The sequence below is a fragment of the Leptospira selangorensis genome, assembly GCF_004769405.1.
Classification (GTDB): domain Bacteria; phylum Spirochaetota; class Leptospiria; order Leptospirales; family Leptospiraceae; genus Leptospira_B; species Leptospira_B selangorensis.
The window spans coordinates 396,284-416,794 of record NZ_RQES01000010.1; the positions used below are offsets into that span (position 1 = coordinate 396,284).

Consider the following 20,511-nt stretch of genomic DNA (forward strand, 5'->3'; position numbering starts at 1 on the left):
TTAGTCGTTCCTTATGGTATCGACAGGATTCAAACTTGCTGCCCATCTTGCTGGGAAATATCCTGCAATCCCGGAAAGTATCGTAGCTGCGGTAGTTACCATAAAAATAAAAGGTATATTGATATCCACTGGCAGTTTATCAAAATAATAAATTCGTTTCGGAACTAACTCCACAGGCGTCCAATCTGAACCGGTGAAAGAAGGTCCCAAAAGATTGATGATCTCTTCGATGTAGCCTATAATAGTGTCGAGTGAGTTTGCTAAGAATACCCCTCCGACTCCACCAGTCAAAGAAGCTAAGATCCCTACAAGCATCGCGTTTAATGTAAAGATGAGAAGAATATCGGAAGCAGGAAGTCCAAGAGCTTTTAATACTCCGATAGACTTACGTTTTGCTCTTACTAGAGAATATACGGAAGCGACCATTCCAAGTGCTGCCAAAATAATAAATAAGAAAACAATAATAGATATGATCGTCTTTTCTAATTGCAGTGCTGCTAAAAGATTTTCTTGCTCTTCTGCAATCGTTCTAACGGATAAAGAAGAAGCCGCGTCTATTTCTTGTTCAAACTCTAAACTATTGAATAATCTATACAGCTTACGTTTGCTGATCGCAAGATCATCCAAAGATTTTGCTTTGATCGTGATCTGATTTACGGAATCTTTCATTTTGAAAAATTTCTGAGCAACGGGTAAGGACATATAAACAAAACTGGAATCGAACTTATAATTCCCCGTTTTAAAAAATCCCGATACCCTGAAATTTTGAACGCTTACCTCGACACCTTTTCCGAGAGAGAACCTTCCTCCAGGAACCGCTAAAGTAAGCTGTTTACCCAGACTGAAATTATAAAGGTCTTCCATCTCTTTTCCAAGAATGATATAACTTTCACGGTTCAGATGACCCAACTCTTCTCGATCATAATGAACTATTCTAGGAAAATTATGAAGTTTATGTTCTATCAATTCATCCACGCTTGGAACAGCGACTGCCTTGATGAGAACCGGATAAAATACGTTATATCTTTGTATAAGTCCGTGGCTTTGGATACCACCTTCGACAGAGATAATCCTGTCTTTTAGATCAGGATCGTTTTGTATATATTTGATGATCTTTTGGTAATCTCGGATCTCTCCGCCATTGGAACTGCTTTCAATTGTAATATGTTCCCCACCCTGCCACAAGGATTCCTTAAGTTGCCTTTGGAATCCGTTAAAGATAGAAAGTACTACGATTAGAAGGGCAACTCCGACAGCCATAACGATAAACGAAATCCTGGACTTGATCGAAAGCAATCCGGTGACTCTGGATCCTCGAATATAGCGGGAGGTGAGAAGTAGGATTAGGGGGGATCTATGAAAGAAGAAATTCATCAGTTGGGCGGTTGAAATTAAACAAATCCGCAAATTTCCTTAGTTTGACAATTATCAGATTCCGATGCAGGATGTCAAAAAAAAGTCGATACCGATTTGGCCTCATAGTAGTATCGGTGTTTCATTCGAAATTTTATGCCATCCGAACAAGTATATTCCTTATTATTTCAGTCTAGGGACGGGGCTTCCTCTCTTTACATCCTATTTGGGGGAATCGTAGATCCGGTTTCCAGTCGGATCGATAGATTCGAAGTAGTTGCCGTAGGAAATAGCGAGTTGATCAATATTCCGTTATCCGGAACCACCTTCAAAGATATCACCAATGTCTGCCAAAAGATCAAATACGAAGGTAAACAACTTAAAAACCTTACCAATAAACTTCAGGAATTATTCTCAAACAGCGGACGCTCCGACGATTTTATGGAGCAGCTCATTCATTATATCAATAAACGTGAAGACGATAAAATCAAATATCTGGTCAACCAGATCCAAAACCAAGCGATGGGAAATTCCAAGCCTGATATCAGTCTTTGGTATTCTTTGATTGATCGTGATAAGATTGATGAGGCAGGTTCGGGAAAATCTTCCTTTGAGTCTTTGGATTCCGAAGAAGCACAAGAAGATTCCGCACCGGACGAAGCTCCTATAATTCCTATTGGAGTTCCCACTGGGATAGATGCTTCCATTCCACCAACTGCGGCAAGAGTTCAGTTCAAATTTATTCTTTCTCCTGTTTCCGGAATTCCGGTCAACCAACTCAAACCTGGTGATCAAATTGTAGTACAACTCACCGGAAGTGATCCTACTACAATGGGGATCATAGATTCTATGAAACTCAAAACGGAAGACGGAAGTATTAAACCTATTCCAGCAACGGTTGTCGCCACTGAAAACAAAGGTGTGGAGAACGAAACCATTGTCAAAATCGGCAATGATGTCTTTGGTAAAATTTACGAAGAGGAAAATTCCATCAAAGTACGTCTTTACACCGGGGAAAAGCCGGTTTCTAAATCTAGCGGTTCAAACACATCTACAGCTTCCAACGCTTCTTTAGAAGCGGGAGAATCCAGTCTACTTCTGACTGTGCTCATTGCTTTGGGAGTTGTAGGAATTGGAATGATCGCGATTTTTGTATTCTTACTTTAAATCAGGTCTTTCTCTCATAACTTTTTGGATGGAGAGAATCCAGCTTAGTAAAATCATAGCCCTATAGACGGATTACGATATGAAATCTCGCATTAAATTGACCATCACTTACATTATCCCTTTCGTTCTTCTATTGGTCAGCGGATTTCAACTTTTCCTACAACCTACGTTTCTGAACACAAACGACACTTCTACTATGGAAGCTTTGTTAGATGGAACTGCAAGAGAACCGATCTCCGGGTTTTATTTTCAGGGTGGGGCGATTTCCCAAATGTTTCTTACTGAAAATATCTTAAAAGAGATAGAAGATCCAAGTCTTCCGAATGATTCCCAACCGGAAGAGATCAAAAATAGATTAGGAAGAGTTCTGCTCGGACAAAGATTGCAGATCTTCTTTTACGTATTTTTAGCAGTTCTTTCTCTAACTTCTTTTCTTTCTCTTTATTTCAGAGCATTCTTTTACGCGTTCTTAAATAGGATCCTGTACTTTTTCGGTTTTATTCACGGACTTTTCAGTATGCCGAATATCGCTTTGGCAGGCGCAAGTTCCGGAAGAGCGGAAGATCTTTTTTGGGTAATACCTTCTCTATTCTTAGCATTTGCTTGGATTATAGGTATGGTATATCTGATGATCACAATAGGAAAACTTTTCTCTAAAGATGATGCGGATCGTTTTCATTCTCTTAAAAATCTAAGAGAAGATGAATCAGAATTTAGATCCGAAAGTAACCGGAATAATTCTTTTGCTACTGCACTTCTCCATTTTTTAGGAATTGTAGCATTGGGAACATTGATCGGAAATATAGTTTATATTCCGCTATTTGTGCTCCAAAAAAATTATTCCGAACCTTTTGGGATCTTAATAGCAGGTGCGGTAATTGCTGTTTCTGCATTTTATATCAGAAATTATCTTAAATTCGGAAAAAGTCCCGAGCTAAGCACTTACCAAAATTTGGCTTTGGGGATCAGTTATCTGCAGGTCAGATTTATCAGGATTGCTTTGATGATCTTGCTAGTCCTGATTTTGGTGATTGTATTTATTCTTTTCTTATTTAATCTACTTACGATCAACTTCGGGATCTTAGAATCCCTGTTTCCATCCATCGATAGTAGACAAAATCTCTAAAGCGTTCTTTCCTAACCAATAACAAAGAACAATATGAGAAAAAGCTAAACCGAAATAGCTTAATCTGTCTAATACTCTTCTGAACGCGATAAATATACCTAGATGGGTTATAGCCAAGGAAAGTATAAAACCTTCGCCCGCATAATGATTGAGCGTGAGATAAACACTTAAGTAGATTGTGATGATAAAAAATCCGTAGGCCGCAAACTTCTCCAGTTTGAGATGCCTAGGATCCATTAAATTATCCGCAGCGAGATTCGTTTTTCTGAACTTCGCAAAGGACTTTTCCGTTAGGGGAAAAGATAGTTCTAGATAAGAAGTTACCATTCTCATCAAAAACTTCGACAGATTCAGTTTGTCTGTTCGGGAAATAATAGAACCAAGTGCGTATTTTTTTACCCTTGGAATAATAACCTGAATATTCCAATTCTCCGTCTTTGAAGTATTTTTGCCAGAAATCGGACTTTTGTCCGTTTTTATAATTACCTTTTACTTCCAGAGAACCTTCAGGATAATATCTCTCGTACGGACCTTCTTCGTTTCCTTCGTCCCCGTTAAATTGAGCGAATTCATCTTTGACCTGACTTCCGAATTTTTGTTTGATATAAGGTTTGCCGTCCGCAAAATACCAGACCCAGTCTCCGATCTTGGAACCGTGTTCATACTTTCCCTGAGAAGCGAGGCCATCTTCAGATCTGAGATAGGATTTGCATAGTCCATGATAAGCTTTATTCTCATCTAAAGGACATTCGAAATACAACTTTCCATTATCATAATATATTCTGGCGAGACCCGGCTCGTTCAGAATATATGCGTTCATATTTTTATCATATTTTGCACCTGCAGGCAAACCTTGGGGTCTTTCTGCAGATTCACAAAAGAACAAAAAGGAACAAACGAAGAATATTATAAATTTTGAAAATTTCATCTAGTTGATGGTGAACTTTTTAGACACGAGAATTTCTCCATTCTCGTCTTTGATCTCTGCCTCGTAAGAACCTTCGTCATCGAAGAAAGAATCATCATAATAGGTTTGGAATTTATCAAATCTGCGTTTGAATTCTTTTTCTTGAACGCTGATCTCTTCCTTGGACTCATCCACTTTATAGATCGTAAGTTTGATCTTATCAGGGGAGAACCAACCGCCTCTTTTATAATAAATGAAAAAGTCCTGTCCGTGAGTGAAGTGGTATTCTTTTTCCGAACCCATTCCGGAAACTTTGTCCGGAGTCATCTTATCCACGTCCATATAGATCTCATGTTTAGAAGGCCAGATCCACCAAACAAAGATCAATACCAAGAAGACACCGAGAATGCGGATCCATTTTTTATTTCCGTTAGAATCACGGAGTCCCGTTTGTGTGTATTCTTCTATCCTCATACCGTTGTTTAGCTTGAAAATGGGCTCTTTTTTGGGCAATTGTTTTTCCCGGCTTTCGGGCGGTTCTGAAACGGCAGGTTTAGGATCTTGTTCGGGAGCTGCCGCCTTAGGGGCTTCTTCCTTAGAAACTTCTCCCCCTAATGTTTTTTTGACGGCTGCGCCTGCCGCTTTTTTTAATAAGTCCTTTTTACCCGCCAAAAGAATAGACCTCGTCTGTGAATTGCTGATAAGCCTTGGTCGTTTTATTTTTAGGTTGGTACTCGTACAAGGATTGATTCAAAAGATGTGCCTCTTCTACCGCAACGGAAGGAGGAATTTTAGATTCGAATAGACGAAGATGTTCTTCGATCATCGGAACCACCGTTTGAGACATCGTGGTCCTTTGTTGGAATAAGGTCAATAATGCCCCCAAAATTTTCAGATCAGGATTAAACCTTTTTACTGTATGATTTTTGGCTTCTAAAATCGCTTCTATTCCATCCAAAGAAAACTTAGAGATTTGCAATGGAACAATAAGTCCAGTTGCAGCGACAAACGCATTCATGGTGATCAAAGAAAGACTAGGAGGACAATCGATCACAACCCAATCAAAATCATTTGCGACAGTATCCAGGGCCTCTTTCAGAACAAAAAATCCGTCCATCTTCCCGGAAAGTAAAACATCAATTTGAGAAAGTTTAGAAGAAGCAGGAAGCAAACTCAAACCGGAAATCCTGGTCGGAGTGATTAGTTCACGAATTGGGACCTTCTCGCTAAAAAGTAAAAAAGAGTCCTTACCATTTTTGGTAGAAGGTTCCGTAAATACTGAACTCGCATTACTTTGGGCATCCAGGTCTATGAGCAAAACCCTTTCTCCCTTTCTGGCAAGGCCGACAGCAAGATGGACGGAAGTAGTGGTTTTGCCCACTCCCCCTTTTTGATTGGCTATACAAAGAGTTTGTTTCATTCAAAAATCCGTTGCCGGTACTGGTCCTCTTAGAAGAATAACTACATAGGCCTCTAAAATTTCAAGAATAAGGAAAAATTTCCTGTTCTTCCGGAAACTGAGGCAAGGGAGCCCTAATGGAATACGAAGTAATCATCGGTTTGGAAGTGCATGCTCAATTAAACACGGATTCCAAAGTTTTCTCCGATAGCCCTTCCAAGTTCGGAGCCGCTCCTAATTCCCAAGTTTCCTCCGTTTGTTTGGGACTTCCCGGTTCATTACCCGTCTTAAACGAAGAAGCTTTGACCAAGGCGATTATGGCCGGTCTTGCATTCGGTTCCAATATCACTCTTCATACTAAGTTCGATAGAAAGAATTATTTTTACCCTGATCTTCCAAAAGGTTACCAAATTTCACAGTTCGATAGACCAATCTGCGAAGGTGGAAAAATCTATTTTACGGTTAAGGGAGAAGAGAAACCTAGATTCGTAAACCTCACACGCATTCATATAGAAGAAGATGCCGGAAAATTAATACACTCCGCAGATCCTAAAATTCCTCAGTCTTATGTAGACTTGAACCGCGCAGGAACTCCTTTGATAGAGATCGTTTCCGAGCCTGACATGCGTTCTTCCGACGAGGCATATTATTATCTTTTAGCTCTCAAATCAGTTCTTAGATATATTAGGGTTTCCGATTGTAATATGGAAGAAGGTTCACTTCGTTGTGACGCGAACGTTTCCATTCGTCCTAAAGGTTCTGACAAATTCGGAACAAGAGTAGAGATTAAAAACCTAAACTCATTCAAAGCAGTAAAAGCTGCCATCGATTACGAAGTAGAATGGCAAAGAGATATGTACACTCAGGGAAAAACTTTCCCTCAACAGACTAAACTTTGGGACTCGGCATCTAACGTAACTCTCACAATGAGAACCAAAGAGATGAGCCATGACTATAGATATTTCCCTGATCCGGATCTTCCTCCCGTAATTCTTACAAAAGAAACTGTCGAAGATATCCGCAAATCTCTTCCGGAACTTCCCGATGCAAGAAGGGACAGATTCGTGGAAAAACTGGGACTTCCTAAATACGATGCGGAAGTTCTAACCGCAGAAAGAGAGATCGCAGACTATTACGAAAGCGCTCTTAAAGTTTCCGGGGACGCGAAAAAAACCTCCAACTGGGTAAAAGACGAAGTATTAGGAATTGTTAATAAAGAAAGTATTACCATCTCCGAATTCAAAGTAAGCCCGGAAAGAATAGGCGGCTTAGTAAAACTGATCGCTGACGGAAAAATTTCAGGTAAAATCGGTAAAACCGTCTTCGAAGAAATGCTCGGAACAGACAAAGATCCGGAAACAATCGTAACCGAAAAAAATCTGATCGTTGTTCGAGACGATAAAGAGATCGAAAGGATCGTAGACGAAGCGATCGCTGCAAACGAAGACGCTGTCCAAAAATACAAATCCGGTAAGGACAGAGCCCTAGGTGCGATAGTCGGTTACGTGATGAAGGTTTCCAAAGGAAAAGCGGATCCGAATTTAGTGAACCAGATGTTACTGGATAAATTAGGCCCCTTACCTCCTAAGGGTTAATTTTTAGAAAGCGAGCCTGATAGGAAAAACTATCAGGCCATCTATCTACTTAAGGAGAATTTATTTCTCCTTCGGTGCCACCCAGTAATAGTGCAGATATTCCTCATTCAATTTAAATCCAAAACGTTCATATAAATGTCTAGCGTGGCGATTGTCCGGATGAGTTTCCAATCCCATTCCCTTTCCGCCATGTTCAATCACATGATTCGCGGCTCCACTCAAGATTTTTTTAGCCGTCCCTTTCCTACGTTCTGTTTCTCTAATATACAGATCGTTGAGTATATAATCCCTTTTCATGGATAGGGAAGAGAAGGTCGGGTAAAGTTGTGCGAAACCGAGCAATCTTCCTCCGTCTTCTGCGACGATCAAAACCGAATCTTTATGCAAGAGCCTATCTTCTAAAAACTTTTTAGTTCCTGTAAGATCGGAAGGTAATTCATAAAACTTTCTGTAAAGGTCGAATAACTCCGAAAGTTCTTCTAGATCGGAACGGGTGGCAATTCTTACGTTGGTTGAATTTTCTTTTTGCATATTTGTTTTCGATGAGGATAAAAATCTTTTCTAGGTTTAAAAGTCTATTTCGAATTCTTAAATTATACATTCTAGTTTGCAGATTTCGAAATCTTTCATTCGCTTTCTCTTATTTTTGAAATATTTTCAGATCCATAAGTAGCAAAAATCATTACAAGAGCCCTTTTGAAGAAGTCGGGTTAGACTTCGGTGGATTGGCCTAGAGAAGCGTTTTAGAAAGAGTAGATTTTATTATTTTTTCCCATTATGATTCTCAAGGAAAGCCTTCGGGAAATTCTGGCATTTCGATACGGAAATCCAGAACCGGTTTTTGAGATTTCCGGCTACTCCGCTTGACGGAGACAGGACCCGCTTTCTATTATGTCCCTTGGTATGGAAGACTTCGCCCACCTTCATCTCCACACAACCTACTCTATGCTCGACGGGGCGATCCGCATCAAAGAGCTAATGCAGCATGTTAAGGAGCTCGGTATGAGCTCTGTGGCAATGACGGACCATGGAAACATGTTCGGTGCCATCGAATTTTACAACGAGGCGACCAAAGCCGGAGTAAAACCAATCATAGGCTGCGAATTTTACGTTTCTCCGAACAGAAAAGCGGAAACGGAAGAATTTAAGATCGCCGACGGAAACGCATACCATCTAATTCTTCTAGCTAAAAACGAAGTAGGTTATAAAAACCTAATAAAGCTCGCGAGTAAATCCTATACCGAAGGTTTTTATAAGAAAGCAAGGATCGATTACGATCTTTTAGATAGACATAGCGACGGTCTAGTCTGTCTTACTGCCTGTCTCGCAGGCGAAGTGAACCGCAAAATTTTAGAAGGTAAGGCTCCTGAATCCTTCCAACTTGCAGGCAAACTAAACGAAATTTTTAATAAAGAAGACTTCTATTTAGAGATCCAAAACCACGGAATCCCTGAACAAGATATCGTTGCAAAAGGTGTATATGATCTCGCTCAAAAGACTGGTATTAAATTAGTAGTCACGAACGATTCTCACTTCTTAAAAAAAGACGATAAAGAAGCCCAAGACATTCTTCTTCGTATCGGAATGAGAAAAAACATCGAAGACGAGATGGAGTTTGGATTCAACCAGCACTTCTACGTAAAAAGTCCCGCAGAAATGAAGGCATTATTCCCCGAACTTCCTCAAGCATACTATTCTACATTAGAAGTTCGTGATAAAGTAGATCTGAAATTAAAATTCGGAAATTATCTTCTACCTGAATTCACCGTTCCGGATGGTTTCGATGAATACGGTTTTATGGAAAAACTGGTTTGGGAAGGGATTCAGCAGCGTTATTCTCAGGTTACTTCCGAGATCAAAGAAAGGGTAGAATTCGAGCTAAACACGATCAAGAGCATGCACTTCGCAGGTTACTTCTTGATCGTTCAGGATTATATTAACTTCGCTAAAAAAACCGGGATACCAGTAGGTCCAGGAAGAGGATCCGCGGCCGGTTCCATCGTAGCTTATGCACTTGGAATTACAAACGTAGAACCTTTGCAGTTCAATCTGCTCTTCGAAAGATTTTTGAATCCGGACAGAAAGGACATGCCGGATATAGATACAGACTTCTGCGTGGAACGCCGAGAAGAAGTAATCAATTATATCCGCCAAAAGTATGGAGAAGATAGAGTCGGTCAGATCATCACATTCGGATCTTTAGGTGCAAAAGCCGCTCTCAAAGACGTTGCACGAGTGATGAATCTTCCATTCGAAGAATCTAATAAACTTACAAGTTATTGTCCAAGTAAACCGGGTATCACAATCGACGAAGCTCTGGCCATGTCCGGGGACTTAAAACAAGCTAGTGAAAAAGACGACTTAAACAAAAAGATATTCGCGATCGCAAAACGTTTAGAAGGAAATCATAGGCAACCGGGTCGCCACGCTGCCGGTGTAGTTATTTCTCCTTTTCCTTTGGAAGAAGTGGTTCCACTCTCTACAGTTGCGGAGAAGGATAAGCCAGGCGTTCGTTCTATCGTAACTCAATACGAAAAAAACAATTTGGAATCCGTCGGTCTTATCAAGATGGATATCTTGGGTCTTAAAAACTTAACGACCCTGAATTATGCGATCAAACTTGTAAGAGAAAGAAGAGGAATCGAATTAGATTTAGATAAAATTCCTCTGGATAACGCAAACACTTACGCATTATTAAGAAAAGCGAATACACTTGGGATCTTCCAGTTAGAATCCACCGGTATCACCGATCTCGTGGCCCGAAGCCAGGTCTCCAACTTTGATGAGATCGTAGCCTTAATCGCACTCTACCGTCCTGGCCCAATGGAATCAGGAATGTTAGAGGAATATTTGGAACGTAAGAGTGGTAAAAAGCCCGTTACTTATCCGCATTCTTCTACCGAATCTATCTTAAAGGAAACTTTCGGACTCACTGTTTACCAAGAGCAGGTGATGAGTATCTCCCGTGTTGTGGGCGGATACACCATGGGCGAATCGGATATGCTCCGAAAAGCTATGGCCAAGAAGAAAAAAGAACTAATGGATCCTCTGCGGGTCAAGTTCATCGATGGTGCCCAAGCACAAGGGCATGCAAAAAAATTCGCGGAAGAATTATTCGATCAGTTGGAAAAATTCGGAGGATACGGATTTAACAAATCCCACTCCGTAGCTTATGCGTTAGTCACCTACCAAACTGCCTATATGAAGGCCAATTACCCAACAGAGTATATGGCAGCATTACTTGCAGGAGATCATTCTAAAACTACTGATATTACAAAATATATCAATAACGCTCGTGAAATGGGGATCAATGTTTTGACTCCCGATGTAAACGAGTCCGATGTATCCTTCTCCGTAATCGATGACCAAACAATTCGATTCGGTATCTCCGCAATGAAAGGTGTGGGAGAAGGCGCGGCAGAAAATATTATCCAAGCCAGAAAGAACCTCGGAGGTTTTAAAGAAATCACCGAGTTCATGACAAATATAGACACTCGGGTATTGAACAAAAAAATCTTGGAAGCATTGGTCCAAGGTGGTGCTTTAGATTCTTTCGGATACACTCGAAAATGTTTATTCGAGTCCATGGATAGTTTAGTTTCTTTCGCACAAAAAGAACAAGAAAGATCAAGAGAAGGCCAATTCTCACTTTTCGGAGATAGTGGACTCAGCTACGAATTAAAACTTCCTAAAGATGCAGACGAATGGGAGATGGAAGACAGACTCAGAAGAGAAAAGTCTGTCACAGGTCTTTTCCTTTCCGGCCATCCATTAGATAAATATAAAGGCCACTTAAAAAGTTTAAACTCGGTTCCTATCGAGACATTAGATAATATTAAAGCAGGCAATAAGGTAGAAGTAGCCGGAATCCTTACTTCCTTAAAGATCAAGTTCACCAAGAAAAAAGAAGAGTTCGTAAACTTCAAACTGGAAGATCGCACAGGAGAAATAGAATGTGTGGCCTTCCCTAAAGTGTATCAAAAGTTCAAAGAAATTATCAAAGAAGACCAAGCAGTATTCCTAAAAGGAGATCTGGATAGGATAGAAGCGGGAGAATCCGAACTCAGAGGACAGATCAAAGTAAACAGTTTCGAGATCTTGAACGACGCCACCATCGAAGACAAAATGGAAAAGGCACTTCATATCAAACTTGGGGACCGACATAGAAAAATGCCGGATATCATCGGCCAACTGCATACTTTACTTGCTGCGTACCAAGGAAATTCCCAAGTATATTTCCATTTAATCTCAGGTGACGAAGAGAAGAAGGTGATCCGCGCTCATAATCATTACTCCGTACAACCGAATCCAGAACTGATGAATCGATTGGTTACATTACTCGGAGAAGATACGGTTTTCGAAAGTTTCGGAGACAATGTAAGACTCTACGGAACAAACGGAACCAAACAAGCGGTTAAGATCTAAATCTTCCGGCTTCTAAAAACAGAACGTAAAGTTTATCTTTTCAAAGTTACCAAACTAGCGGAAACCTTTCCGCTACCGCTCGGATCTACTTTTAGATCTCCGCCGGAATGGCTGAGTAGATCCCTAGAAAAGCGACTCCAATCCCCTTCCACCAAACTTGCACCCTCTACTTGAAGTTCCAAAGTTTTTACCGTAGGATTCCTAAAACTGATCTTTAGATCTTCCACATGATTCGTAACAGATTCGGAAGTTGCGGAAACTATTTCTCCCAAAACCAAAAGAAGAAGGTTCGCTTCTTTCACATCCAGTTGATAATGTTTTGCGATCGGATCCAAATTCGGAAGTGCTTTGTATTTGGAAACAATACGATTCAGATAATTTTCTATCACTTCTCCAATAGAAACACTTTGTACATGTTCCGCATCTTGGGAGACAGTATGGACAGAAGCAAGGGCCAATATCCTTCTTTCTAAAATTTGCAAAACATTTCTAGTCTCCATGGAATTTTCGGAATCTTTCAGAAAAGAAACCATCTCCAAGATGACTTGCATATTATTTCTGACCCTATGAGAAAGTTCTTTCAAAAGAACATCTTTATCCAGAATCAGTTTGTCCATATTCGCACCAATCAAAACAGCGAATAACGTTAGAAAACAGAGAGAGGCAATTGAATCCGTATAGATCTCACTGCCACTAGATCCAATTGGAATTCCTATTTTCCAAAAAATGAGGCCCAAACAATAGAACATTGCCAGGACTGCCATCTTACGATTGAAAAAGTAGAGTTGGAAAAAAACTAGAACCGGAAACCAAACTGCAGCGTTCTTAACACCGGGACCATAAATAACTCCTAGTCCCAAAGCTAAAGCGAACAAAAAGGAAGAAAGATAAACAGCTTCTTTATATCTAGACTTATATAATAAAAAACAACAAAGGATAGAAGTGATCCCAGCAACCGTATATCCAGGCCTGAATGTATGATTGCCGATTAAATGTTCAAAGCCCAAGATCCCTGCGGACATCAGGCCAACTACTATCGCGATACCTAAAAGAAATTTTTTGCGAGGTAAACCTGGGATATCTACGATCTCAAACATAAGCGCACCCTATTTTCCGAAAGAGCGGATGGATAATCTATAAGACGATTAACGGATACGGTTTACGTAGAAAGTAAATGTTTTTTCGGAAAGATTTTGACGGAAATCCCAAGCCAATACCTTGATCACATTCTCTCCATTACGAAAATCCAAATTACCTACCAAGTATTGGTCCTTAAAATAGAGATCTGAAAATGGGAACCCTTCTGAGTTTTTCCATTCTCCTTTTTCGTAATGTAGATTAGAGAAGCTAGCCTTCTTTAATAATTGTCCGTTCAAGGAAACTTGGATCTGAGAAACACCTCTTCTCTGGCCCGATTTTTTTCCTGCGTCTTGGATCCCGACAGTTACCGGAAATGCTCTAGAAATATTGATATTGTCTCCGTCATTTACCTGGCTGTATTTATATTCATCCTGATGAATGAGTAAATTCCCGATCACAGGAGGATTTTCGTCTTCTACGATAGGCAAAACCTTCATCGGATCTTGGATAGTTTTTCCAAAATCTTTAAGTAAGACGAAATGGAGGTGAGCTCCGCTGGAGTGGCCTGTATTTCCAGTATATGCGATTTTTTCTCCACCGGCGACTAGACGTTCTTCTAAAAGTCCTGGGAGGCGACCGTCTTTCAAATGGTAATAGGAAGAATACGTCCCATTTCCGTGATCCAGCCAAACTGAATTCCCCGTTCCGAATTCTTCTCCAAAAGGATCGTCTTCGCCAAACCGTGAATAGAGGATCTTTCCCTCTGCCATCGCTAAAACCGGTTCTCCGGTAGATGCAATGTCCATTCCGTTATGAAAATGGTCCCCCCTGGATTCTCCAAACACTGAGGTGACCTTATTCTCGATTCCGTCGGTTTTCACAGGGAAAAGAAAATTTATTACTTTATCGTTTTGCGCAAAGGTGCTTAGATGGAACGCGGCCAAGATAATTCCGAGGGATATACTACGTCTCATATCGTTGGCTCTCAGGTGCAAGGTTACATAAAGAATGAATTTGTCAAAGGATAAAACCCTCGACCTAGTTACCCGTTGCGGGGAAGGAGACGAGGCCGCTCTCAAGTTATTCTTCGAATCCTATTCCGAAGATATTTACAATTTTCCGATGAAGATCTTTCACCTTAGTGAAGATGATGCCGGAGACTTCTTTTTATACGCGTTCGAAAGACTGAAAACCGGAGCTAGATTTTCCAGCTTCAAAGGTAAATCAAGTTTTAGAACATGGTTCTACTCCGTTCTACGTAATATGCTCATCGATTGGCAAAGAACCAAACGAGAGCTTAAGATGACCAACCTTGGAAAGATCAACAAGGAAGGAAAAGAATACGCAACTATCGAAGACGAACCCGATCTTCGTCCCGATTTAGTGGAAGAGGCCCAAGAGCTAACCAAACATTTCCACCAGGTATTGGGAGAAATAGGCGTAGAGAAAAGGGTAATTTTCAAACTTTCTTATATATATTATCTCAACCTAGACGAGGAAGAGATCCAATTCCTGATCGAAAAAACGAATCTGAGTGTGGACGAAATTAAAAAGAAAATTTTGGGCCTTCGCTCCGAACTTTCCAAGCGGGAAGAAGAGAATATCCGTATGGAAGACAAGATTACGTCTCTATATTTAAATATTCTAGAGCTGAAAGAAAAGCAGACCGTAACTGTTAAGAAAGCCCCCCTACTCCCTCAAGAAATAGATAAAACTTCCCAAGCATTAAAGAAGAAATACGAACAACGGAAAAAACTCTTAGAAAAACGCAAAAAAGGCCATTTCCTGGCAAGGACCCCCTATCGAGAGGTTGCTGACCTTTTAGGGATAACCGAGGGAAATGTGAGCGTTACATTACTCAGATTGATCGAAAAAATACAAAAAAAACTCAAATTTTCGGAATTGTCTGAGTAGAAACAATCGTCTTAAAACCTATTGGAGAATCTTACTCAAATGGAATCCAACCGCGAAAACTCGGTGCCAGAAATAATCCAGTCACTATTTGAAGGGAAACCTGAAGTTCTGACTAAACTAGAAAAAGACACCGAACTACAAAACGAACTTATTAGAATGGAAGAAGCTCTCCAGGCTAGCCTAAAAGCTGCCGGTGAGTCCTACTTCGATTCAGCTTCACGTACACATTCTTTCCAATCCTTCCAAGAGGATCTGGATCTGAATAAGGCCGAACTAAACGAAGGCTGGCAGGTTAAACCTTTTCCAGAATATCTGAAAAGATATGTGGAGATGGAATTAGCCCGTAAGGCACAAGGAAAAGAATCCATCGTAGTTAAATTAGGAAAATCCGGAGCACAACTTTTCGGAAGCCTGATCGAAACTCTTCAAATCAACACTCGTGTAGATTATGCGCCTGCTATGCGTTCCGCAGTAGCAAAATCGCCTTCTTCTTCCGAGTTCATCGTATTTGAAGAAAAAATGGATAAGGACTGCAAGTTCACTTACCAAGTCGTACAAGAAACCGACGAAACCGCTTACTTAAGTGTCAAAATCGAATGTCCAAGACCGGAAGATTTCCAAAGAGTAAATCTTTCTAAGGACGGAAGATTCATACTTTCCAACCAATTCAACTCCGAGGGGATCACTAATTTCTCCGGATTGAGAGAAGGAAAGTACACAGTAGAGTTTCAGGGAAAAGACTTGTCTAAATCCATAGATCTCTTTATCCTTTTGGATTAAGAGCGTTGTAACCAGTTTCCTTCCTGACTCTTATGTCACGGCGAGGAAACTTCTTAGGCGCAGTCTTTAGATCCAATGCTGAACCTAATCATAGACAGAGTCGGTGCTGTAAACGTATTCAATATTCTGGATAGTTCCGGGAGCGGGTCCGAATCACATCTTCAGTCCACAATGGACGAAGATCTAATCCTAGAGTATATTAAGGAAATCGAAAACTTAGTTCGGGTTTCCGTTGCAATCCACCAAAAATCAGGTCATACACCAACTCTAGAAACAGACATCCTTCATGATCTAAAGATTTTGGGAGAAACTTTCTACGATCAGTTTTTTCCAGCTGTCATCCAAGAAAAACTCAGACTTACTACTGAAAAATACCTTCACTTTAATATAGATCCTAAGTTAGGAGTGATCCCGTGGGAACTCCTACATGACGGAACTTGCTTTCTCTCAGACAAATTTTATATAGGAAAAACTGTAAGAGGAGAATCCAGTGGTGGTGCCTTCAAAGAAAAGGAGAAGTTACGAATGCTCATTATTGCGGATCCAACAGAGGATCTAGAATGGGCACAAAAAGAGGGAGAGCAGATCTTTAGGGTCCTAAGTGAGAAGGTACCAAGCTCCAGATTAGAGATCGAATTCATAGGCGGACGCCAAGTTACTAAATTAAAACTTCTTTCTCTTATTAAAGGAAAGAATATCATCCATTACTCAGGACATTTATATTTCTCCGATGATCCTTTAGAAAACGGATGGCTGATCTCAGAAGGAAAGATCCTAAAAGCAAGAGAGATCAAAAACTCCGGATTTAATACGGATATGGTGTTCTCTAACTCTTGCCAATCCAACAAGAGTGCGACTAGAAATCTGAATGCCGATCTGATGAATAATTTTGCGGGATCATTTTTGATGTCCGGCATCAAAAGTTTTATCGGCACCAATTGGGAAATTGCAGACAATCAGAATACGATCGATTTCACGATCCAATTTTATACGAACTTATTCGCGGATAGAAGTATAGGCGAATCCTTGTATCTTGCAAAGGAACATGCCAGAAGAAATTACGATCCAAGTGATCTAACTTGGACTAACTATAGTTTACATGGACAACCGGTCATCAGAGTAGTTTCCGATCCTACAAAAGGTAAACCGGTCCATAAGATCATTAATCCTTCTTTAATATTCAAATTTTATCCAAACCCGATTGCGGCTTCTTATTATAAGTTCACTGAAAAACAAAAAGAAGAATCACTTACTTCCTATCAGTTGATGGAACATCTGATCTTTGCTTTTGAAGAATTTTCAAAGGTAATAGGCGGGATCTTATTTAGTGATCATCAGAATCACTCTTTAGGAAAATATATCCCTAATAATCCTGATGATGCATATAATACGGAGAGATGGTGGGAGCTGATGTTCCAATGCCTTCATGATTTCAGAAAATTAGAGATCACTCCCGTCGTTACGGATCTTCCTGAAATACTCTTCGCGAACAAAGATACGATCTCCAAGATGATCCAGTGGATCGACCTATATTCAAAAGGTCAGATCCAACCTGAATCCGCAGATGGATATCTGATCACATTCCAGTATTATTTTGAAAATCTTCTCACAGAGTTAGAGGAATTAGAGAGGATCAGTATCTTCTTAGTTTCTACAAACTCAAATAATCATCTATTCTTCCGTGGAATAAAATCCGAATCTTCTCTAGTCGCTGCTCCTATGATCAAACAAGATTTTATAGGAGAGCAAATCGAAAAGTATAGAGGAAAGGTAATCGTTTTTCACGAAGATAGAATGCAGATCTTCCCTCTGAACTGTAATATAGTAGAAAATCCTGAAACCAAAGAATTAGAACTCGCGTTCTTGGGATTTCTTCCTTCTAAGCCTGGGAATCTGCCTCACGGCGGTTTATAAGTGGGGCTCTGCCAACCTTCTGCGGATGTTCCGTTTTCTTGCGGAGCCTGCTGCGGATTATTCAATCTAGAATTAAAGCCGGATCAATTCAGAACTCTATTAAAAGATAGAACGGAAACTTTCAAAGAATCCGTGGACTTCTCCAAACCATATACAATGGCGGAATTCAGAAAGGTAAGAGAAGAAGCGGAGAAAAATTTTATTAAAAAAGACCCGCTCACCTATAACTGTCCCTTCTTAGGAATGCTTACCGAAGAAGTAAACGGAACCTCTCCGGACATCAAAGTCAGAAGTAGGATCGGATGTATGATCCATCCTGTTTATACTGGAGATCCTCGTAGCCAGAATTATTCCTTTTATGGAGCGTCTATCTGCCAAGCCTACGATTGTAGGAACAAAGAAAGAAATTTTGCGGATGAATGGGAGAATGTATTCTCAGAATTTGCAGATGATTCTTTTTCGTATTCTTCTCTTTCTTCTGATTATAGAAGTATAGATTTGATAGAAGGTTATCTGACGGAAAAAGGGATCCCTTCTTCCGAATGGTTTACCGGCTCAAGAGAAACTATCCTTAATATCCTAAAGATCAAATTCGAACAGAATATTTCCTTATGGAATACATCTTTCGAACTGGATATGGAAAGCCCTCCTCCGATCTCTTGGACGGAAAGATTGGCGAAATGGTTGAGCCTGGAATCGGATGATCCCAGGCTTTGAATTAATTTTGAAAATCGATTTGGATTGGTGGGAAAGGATAAACGAGAAGATAAAAGATCTTAGTCGTTAGAGTTTTTCTTACCGAATTCTTTTTTAGCTTCTTCTACTTTAGAATTAACTTGGCCTGCAAGACCTTCCACGGAACGTAATGCGTCTTCGATATACTTTCTAAGATTGTTGGCGACGTCGCTTTGGTCTTGAGAACCTTTTGTGGAGAGCTCTTTAAATTCTTTTTCCACTTTTAAAAGAATACTGTCCGCTTGTTCCCTCAGGGTTTTTGCCGCTCCGATCGCGAAATTCAGTGCTTCTTTGATTTCCTTTTCCATACTTTTGATCCCTATGTATTGTATGATGATTATGCGCCGCACAACGGTTTGTCAACAACTTACCGAAACCACATGGGCATAAAAAAGGAGTAAGGGGAAATCCCACTTACTCCTCCGGAAATGAATCCGACTTTTCAGAGATCAGCTTATAGTTGAGGTCCGAATGCTGTGAAGTCGAAGTCTTTAGAACCTTCTACATATTTTTTGAAGTTCTCAATAAACATGCCAGCAAGCTTTTTAGAAGACTCATCATAAGCAGCTTTATCAGTCCAAGCCTCACGAGGATCCAGGATAGAACTATCCACACCTTCTACGGTTTTAGGATATTCTACTTGGAAGATCGGGTGCTTTATGAATTCAGCCTTATCGATGTTTCCGTTCATGATCTCGTCGATAATTTTACGAGTAGAAGGAAGGTTCATCCTCTTACCTGTTCCGTAAGCTCCACCAACAAGTCCTGTATTCATCATGTATGCGCGAACATTATGTTTACGCATCTTCTCACCTAATAACTGAGCATAAACAGTCGGGTGAAGTGTCATGAACGCAGCTCCGAAACAAGCGGAGAATGTAGCGGTAGGCTCTTTAACACCTCTTTCAGTTCCAGCAACTTTCGCAGTGTAACCGGAAAGGAAGTGATACATCGCTTGCTCGATAGACAAACGAGACACCGGAGGAAGAACTCCGAATGCATCGTAAGTCAAGAAGATGATCACTTTAGGGTGGCCACCTTTAGAAGGAACTTGGATGTTTTTGATATGGTAGATCGGGTAGGAAACTCTGGTGTTTTCGGTTTTTGCAGCGGAAGTATAATCTACAACTTTCGTTTTTTCATCGAAAACTACGTTCTCTAAAAGAGCGTCTCTTTTAATTGCTTCAAAAATCTCAGGTTCCGTTTTAGGATCTAGGTTGATCACTTTCGCGTAACAACCGCCCTCGATATTGAAAATTCCGTTATCGTCCCAACCGTGCTCATCGTCACCGATCAATTTGCGGTTCGGGTCAGTGGAAAGAGTTGTTTTACCGGTTCCGGAAAGTCCGAAGAACAGAGCAGTGTCTCCGTCTTTGTTTCCGATATTTGCGGAACAGTGCATAGAAACGATTCCCTGTAATGGCAACTTGTAGTTCATTACGGAGAAGATTCCTTTCTTCATTTCTCCGCCGTATTCGGTTCCACCGATAATGCAGAGTTTTTTTGCAAGGTTGAAGATCACGAATACTTCTGAGTTCAGGCCATGCTCTTTGTATTTTTCGTTCTTCACTCCGCAAGCGTTGATGATAGTGAATTCAGGAAGAAGGTTAGCCAACTCTTCCTTGCTAGGGCGAAGGAACATGTTGGTGCAGAAATGGTGCTGCCATGCTTTTTCGGAAACTACACGAAGACCGATTCTGGTCTCAGGATTTGCTCCTGCGTATCCGTCGAATACGTAGAGTTTTTTTCCGCTAAGATAGTTTACACATTTTTGATAAAGCTCTTCGAAAACTGCTTCGGAAGCTTTAAAGTTAATATGAGACCACCAGATATTCTTGTTAGAAGAAGGTTCGTCTACGAAGTATTTATCTTTTGGAGAACGTCCGGTGAAAATACCGGTATCCACCATCATGGTTCCGTTAGAAGAAAGAACGGTTTCCCCGTTATTCTTTTCGTGTTCGAAAATTTCGTCGTATGAAAGGTTATGGAAGACTTCGGAGGGCTCTATACCGAGCTCCTTCAGTCCCTTCACTTGCGCTTGGGCCTGCATTTGGCTCTCCTTATTGAGATCGTATTTCAATTTTTTTTCGGGTTAGGATACCGTCAATTCGGAACC

Annotated in this window: 18 protein-coding genes; 8 read left to right on the forward strand and 10 right to left on the reverse strand. The window is 40.5% G+C overall.

Translation table 11 applies throughout. From position 1 onward, the window contains the following. Positions 1 to 1,374: an ABC transporter permease gene (locus EHO58_RS07530; protein WP_135628483.1), complete on the reverse strand. Its 1,374-nt coding sequence runs from the start codon at positions 1,372 to 1,374 to the stop codon at positions 1 to 3. Between the two features lie 135 nt (positions 1,375 to 1,509). Between EHO58_RS07530 and EHO58_RS07535 the strand changes: the two genes are divergently transcribed. Next, positions 1,510 to 2,520: a hypothetical protein gene (locus EHO58_RS07535; protein ID WP_135679520.1), complete on the forward strand. Its 1,011-nt coding sequence runs from the start codon at positions 1,510 to 1,512 to the stop codon at positions 2,518 to 2,520. Positions 2,521 to 2,599: 79 nt separating this feature from the next. Next, complete coding sequence (locus EHO58_RS07540; RefSeq protein ID WP_135679521.1) at positions 2,600 to 3,646, forward strand: LIC_10230 family protein; 1,047 nt, start codon at positions 2,600 to 2,602, stop codon at positions 3,644 to 3,646. On the opposite strand, the gene EHO58_RS07545 is transcribed toward EHO58_RS07540, so the two are convergent. Genes EHO58_RS07545 through EHO58_RS07560 form a run of 4 tightly spaced genes read right to left on the reverse strand, consistent with a single transcriptional unit; the run spans position 3,602 to position 5,973 of the window. After that, positions 3,602 to 3,883 (reverse strand): hypothetical protein, encoded by a 282-nt coding sequence (locus tag EHO58_RS07545; RefSeq protein WP_135679522.1) that lies wholly within the window; start codon positions 3,881 to 3,883, stop codon positions 3,602 to 3,604. The two genes, EHO58_RS07540 and EHO58_RS07545, sit on opposite strands and share 45 nt — an antisense overlap. Positions 3,884 to 3,887: 4 nt before the next feature. Continuing rightward, positions 3,888 to 4,574, reverse strand: coding sequence for a toxin-antitoxin system YwqK family antitoxin (locus EHO58_RS07550; RefSeq protein ID WP_135679523.1), 687 nt, complete (start codon positions 4,572 to 4,574; stop codon positions 3,888 to 3,890). Further along, a complete protein-coding gene (locus tag EHO58_RS07555; RefSeq protein ID WP_135628117.1) occupies positions 4,575 to 5,225 on the reverse strand; it encodes a hypothetical protein in 651 nt (216 codons plus the stop codon). Then, a complete protein-coding gene (locus EHO58_RS07560; protein ID WP_135679524.1) occupies positions 5,215 to 5,973 on the reverse strand; it encodes a ParA family protein in 759 nt (252 codons plus the stop codon). The genes EHO58_RS07555 and EHO58_RS07560 overlap by 11 nt, the downstream gene beginning before the upstream one ends. Before the next feature lie 116 nt (positions 5,974 to 6,089). On the opposite strand from EHO58_RS07560, the gene gatB reads away from it, so the two are divergent. Continuing rightward, positions 6,090 to 7,547 carry an Asp-tRNA(Asn)/Glu-tRNA(Gln) amidotransferase subunit GatB gene (gatB, locus tag EHO58_RS07565; protein WP_135679525.1) on the forward strand — a complete coding sequence of 486 codons (1,458 nt, stop codon included), beginning with the start codon at positions 6,090 to 6,092 and terminating at the stop codon, positions 7,545 to 7,547. 60 nt (positions 7,548 to 7,607) lie between these two features. Here the strand turns inward: gatB and EHO58_RS07570 are convergent, their stop codons facing one another. Beyond that, on the reverse strand, positions 7,608 to 8,078 hold the full coding sequence (locus EHO58_RS07570; protein ID WP_135628114.1) for a GNAT family N-acetyltransferase: 471 nt from the start codon (positions 8,076 to 8,078) through the stop codon (positions 7,608 to 7,610). 372 nt (positions 8,079 to 8,450) lie between these two features. Between EHO58_RS07570 and dnaE the strand changes: the two genes are divergently transcribed. Further along, positions 8,451 to 11,972, forward strand: coding sequence for a DNA polymerase III subunit alpha (gene dnaE / locus EHO58_RS07575; protein ID WP_208728744.1), 3,522 nt, complete (start codon positions 8,451 to 8,453; stop codon positions 11,970 to 11,972). A 32-nt stretch (positions 11,973 to 12,004) separates the two neighbouring features. Here the strand turns inward: dnaE and EHO58_RS07580 are convergent, their stop codons facing one another. Beyond that, the gene (locus EHO58_RS07580; RefSeq protein ID WP_135679527.1) at positions 12,005 to 13,069 is read right to left on the reverse strand and encodes a histidine kinase dimerization/phosphoacceptor domain -containing protein; all 1,065 of its coding nucleotides are present in this window, start codon (positions 13,067 to 13,069) and stop codon (positions 12,005 to 12,007) included. Positions 13,070 to 13,117: 48 nt separating this feature from the next. Next, complete coding sequence (locus tag EHO58_RS07585) at positions 13,118 to 14,026, reverse strand: M23 family metallopeptidase (protein ID WP_167483199.1); 909 nt, start codon at positions 14,024 to 14,026, stop codon at positions 13,118 to 13,120. A 34-nt stretch (positions 14,027 to 14,060) separates the two neighbouring features. On the opposite strand from EHO58_RS07585, the gene EHO58_RS07590 reads away from it, so the two are divergent. From EHO58_RS07590 to EHO58_RS07605, 4 genes are all read left to right on the forward strand, one after another. Next, positions 14,061 to 14,966: a sigma-70 family RNA polymerase sigma factor gene (locus EHO58_RS07590; RefSeq protein ID WP_100722163.1), complete on the forward strand. Its 906-nt coding sequence runs from the start codon at positions 14,061 to 14,063 to the stop codon at positions 14,964 to 14,966. Between the two features lie 39 nt (positions 14,967 to 15,005). After that, on the forward strand, positions 15,006 to 15,746 hold the full coding sequence (locus tag EHO58_RS07595) for a hypothetical protein (protein WP_135614803.1): 741 nt from the start codon (positions 15,006 to 15,008) through the stop codon (positions 15,744 to 15,746). Positions 15,747 to 15,821: 75 nt separating this feature from the next. After that, on the forward strand, positions 15,822 to 17,660 hold the full coding sequence (locus tag EHO58_RS07600) for a CHAT domain-containing protein (RefSeq protein WP_135679528.1): 1,839 nt from the start codon (positions 15,822 to 15,824) through the stop codon (positions 17,658 to 17,660). After that, positions 17,661 to 18,377, forward strand: coding sequence for a hypothetical protein (locus tag EHO58_RS07605; protein ID WP_135679529.1), 717 nt, complete (start codon positions 17,661 to 17,663; stop codon positions 18,375 to 18,377). Between the two features lie 59 nt (positions 18,378 to 18,436). Here the strand turns inward: EHO58_RS07605 and EHO58_RS07610 are convergent, their stop codons facing one another. Beyond that, entirely contained in the window at positions 18,437 to 18,703 is a 267-nt protein-coding gene (locus EHO58_RS07610; protein ID WP_100708835.1) for a phasin-related domain-containing protein, read from the reverse strand. Positions 18,704 to 18,849: 146 nt separating this feature from the next. Next, the gene (gene pckA, locus EHO58_RS07615) at positions 18,850 to 20,445 is read right to left on the reverse strand and encodes a phosphoenolpyruvate carboxykinase (ATP) (RefSeq protein ID WP_135628109.1); all 1,596 of its coding nucleotides are present in this window, start codon (positions 20,443 to 20,445) and stop codon (positions 18,850 to 18,852) included. Positions 20,446 to 20,511: the final 66 nt, after the last annotated feature.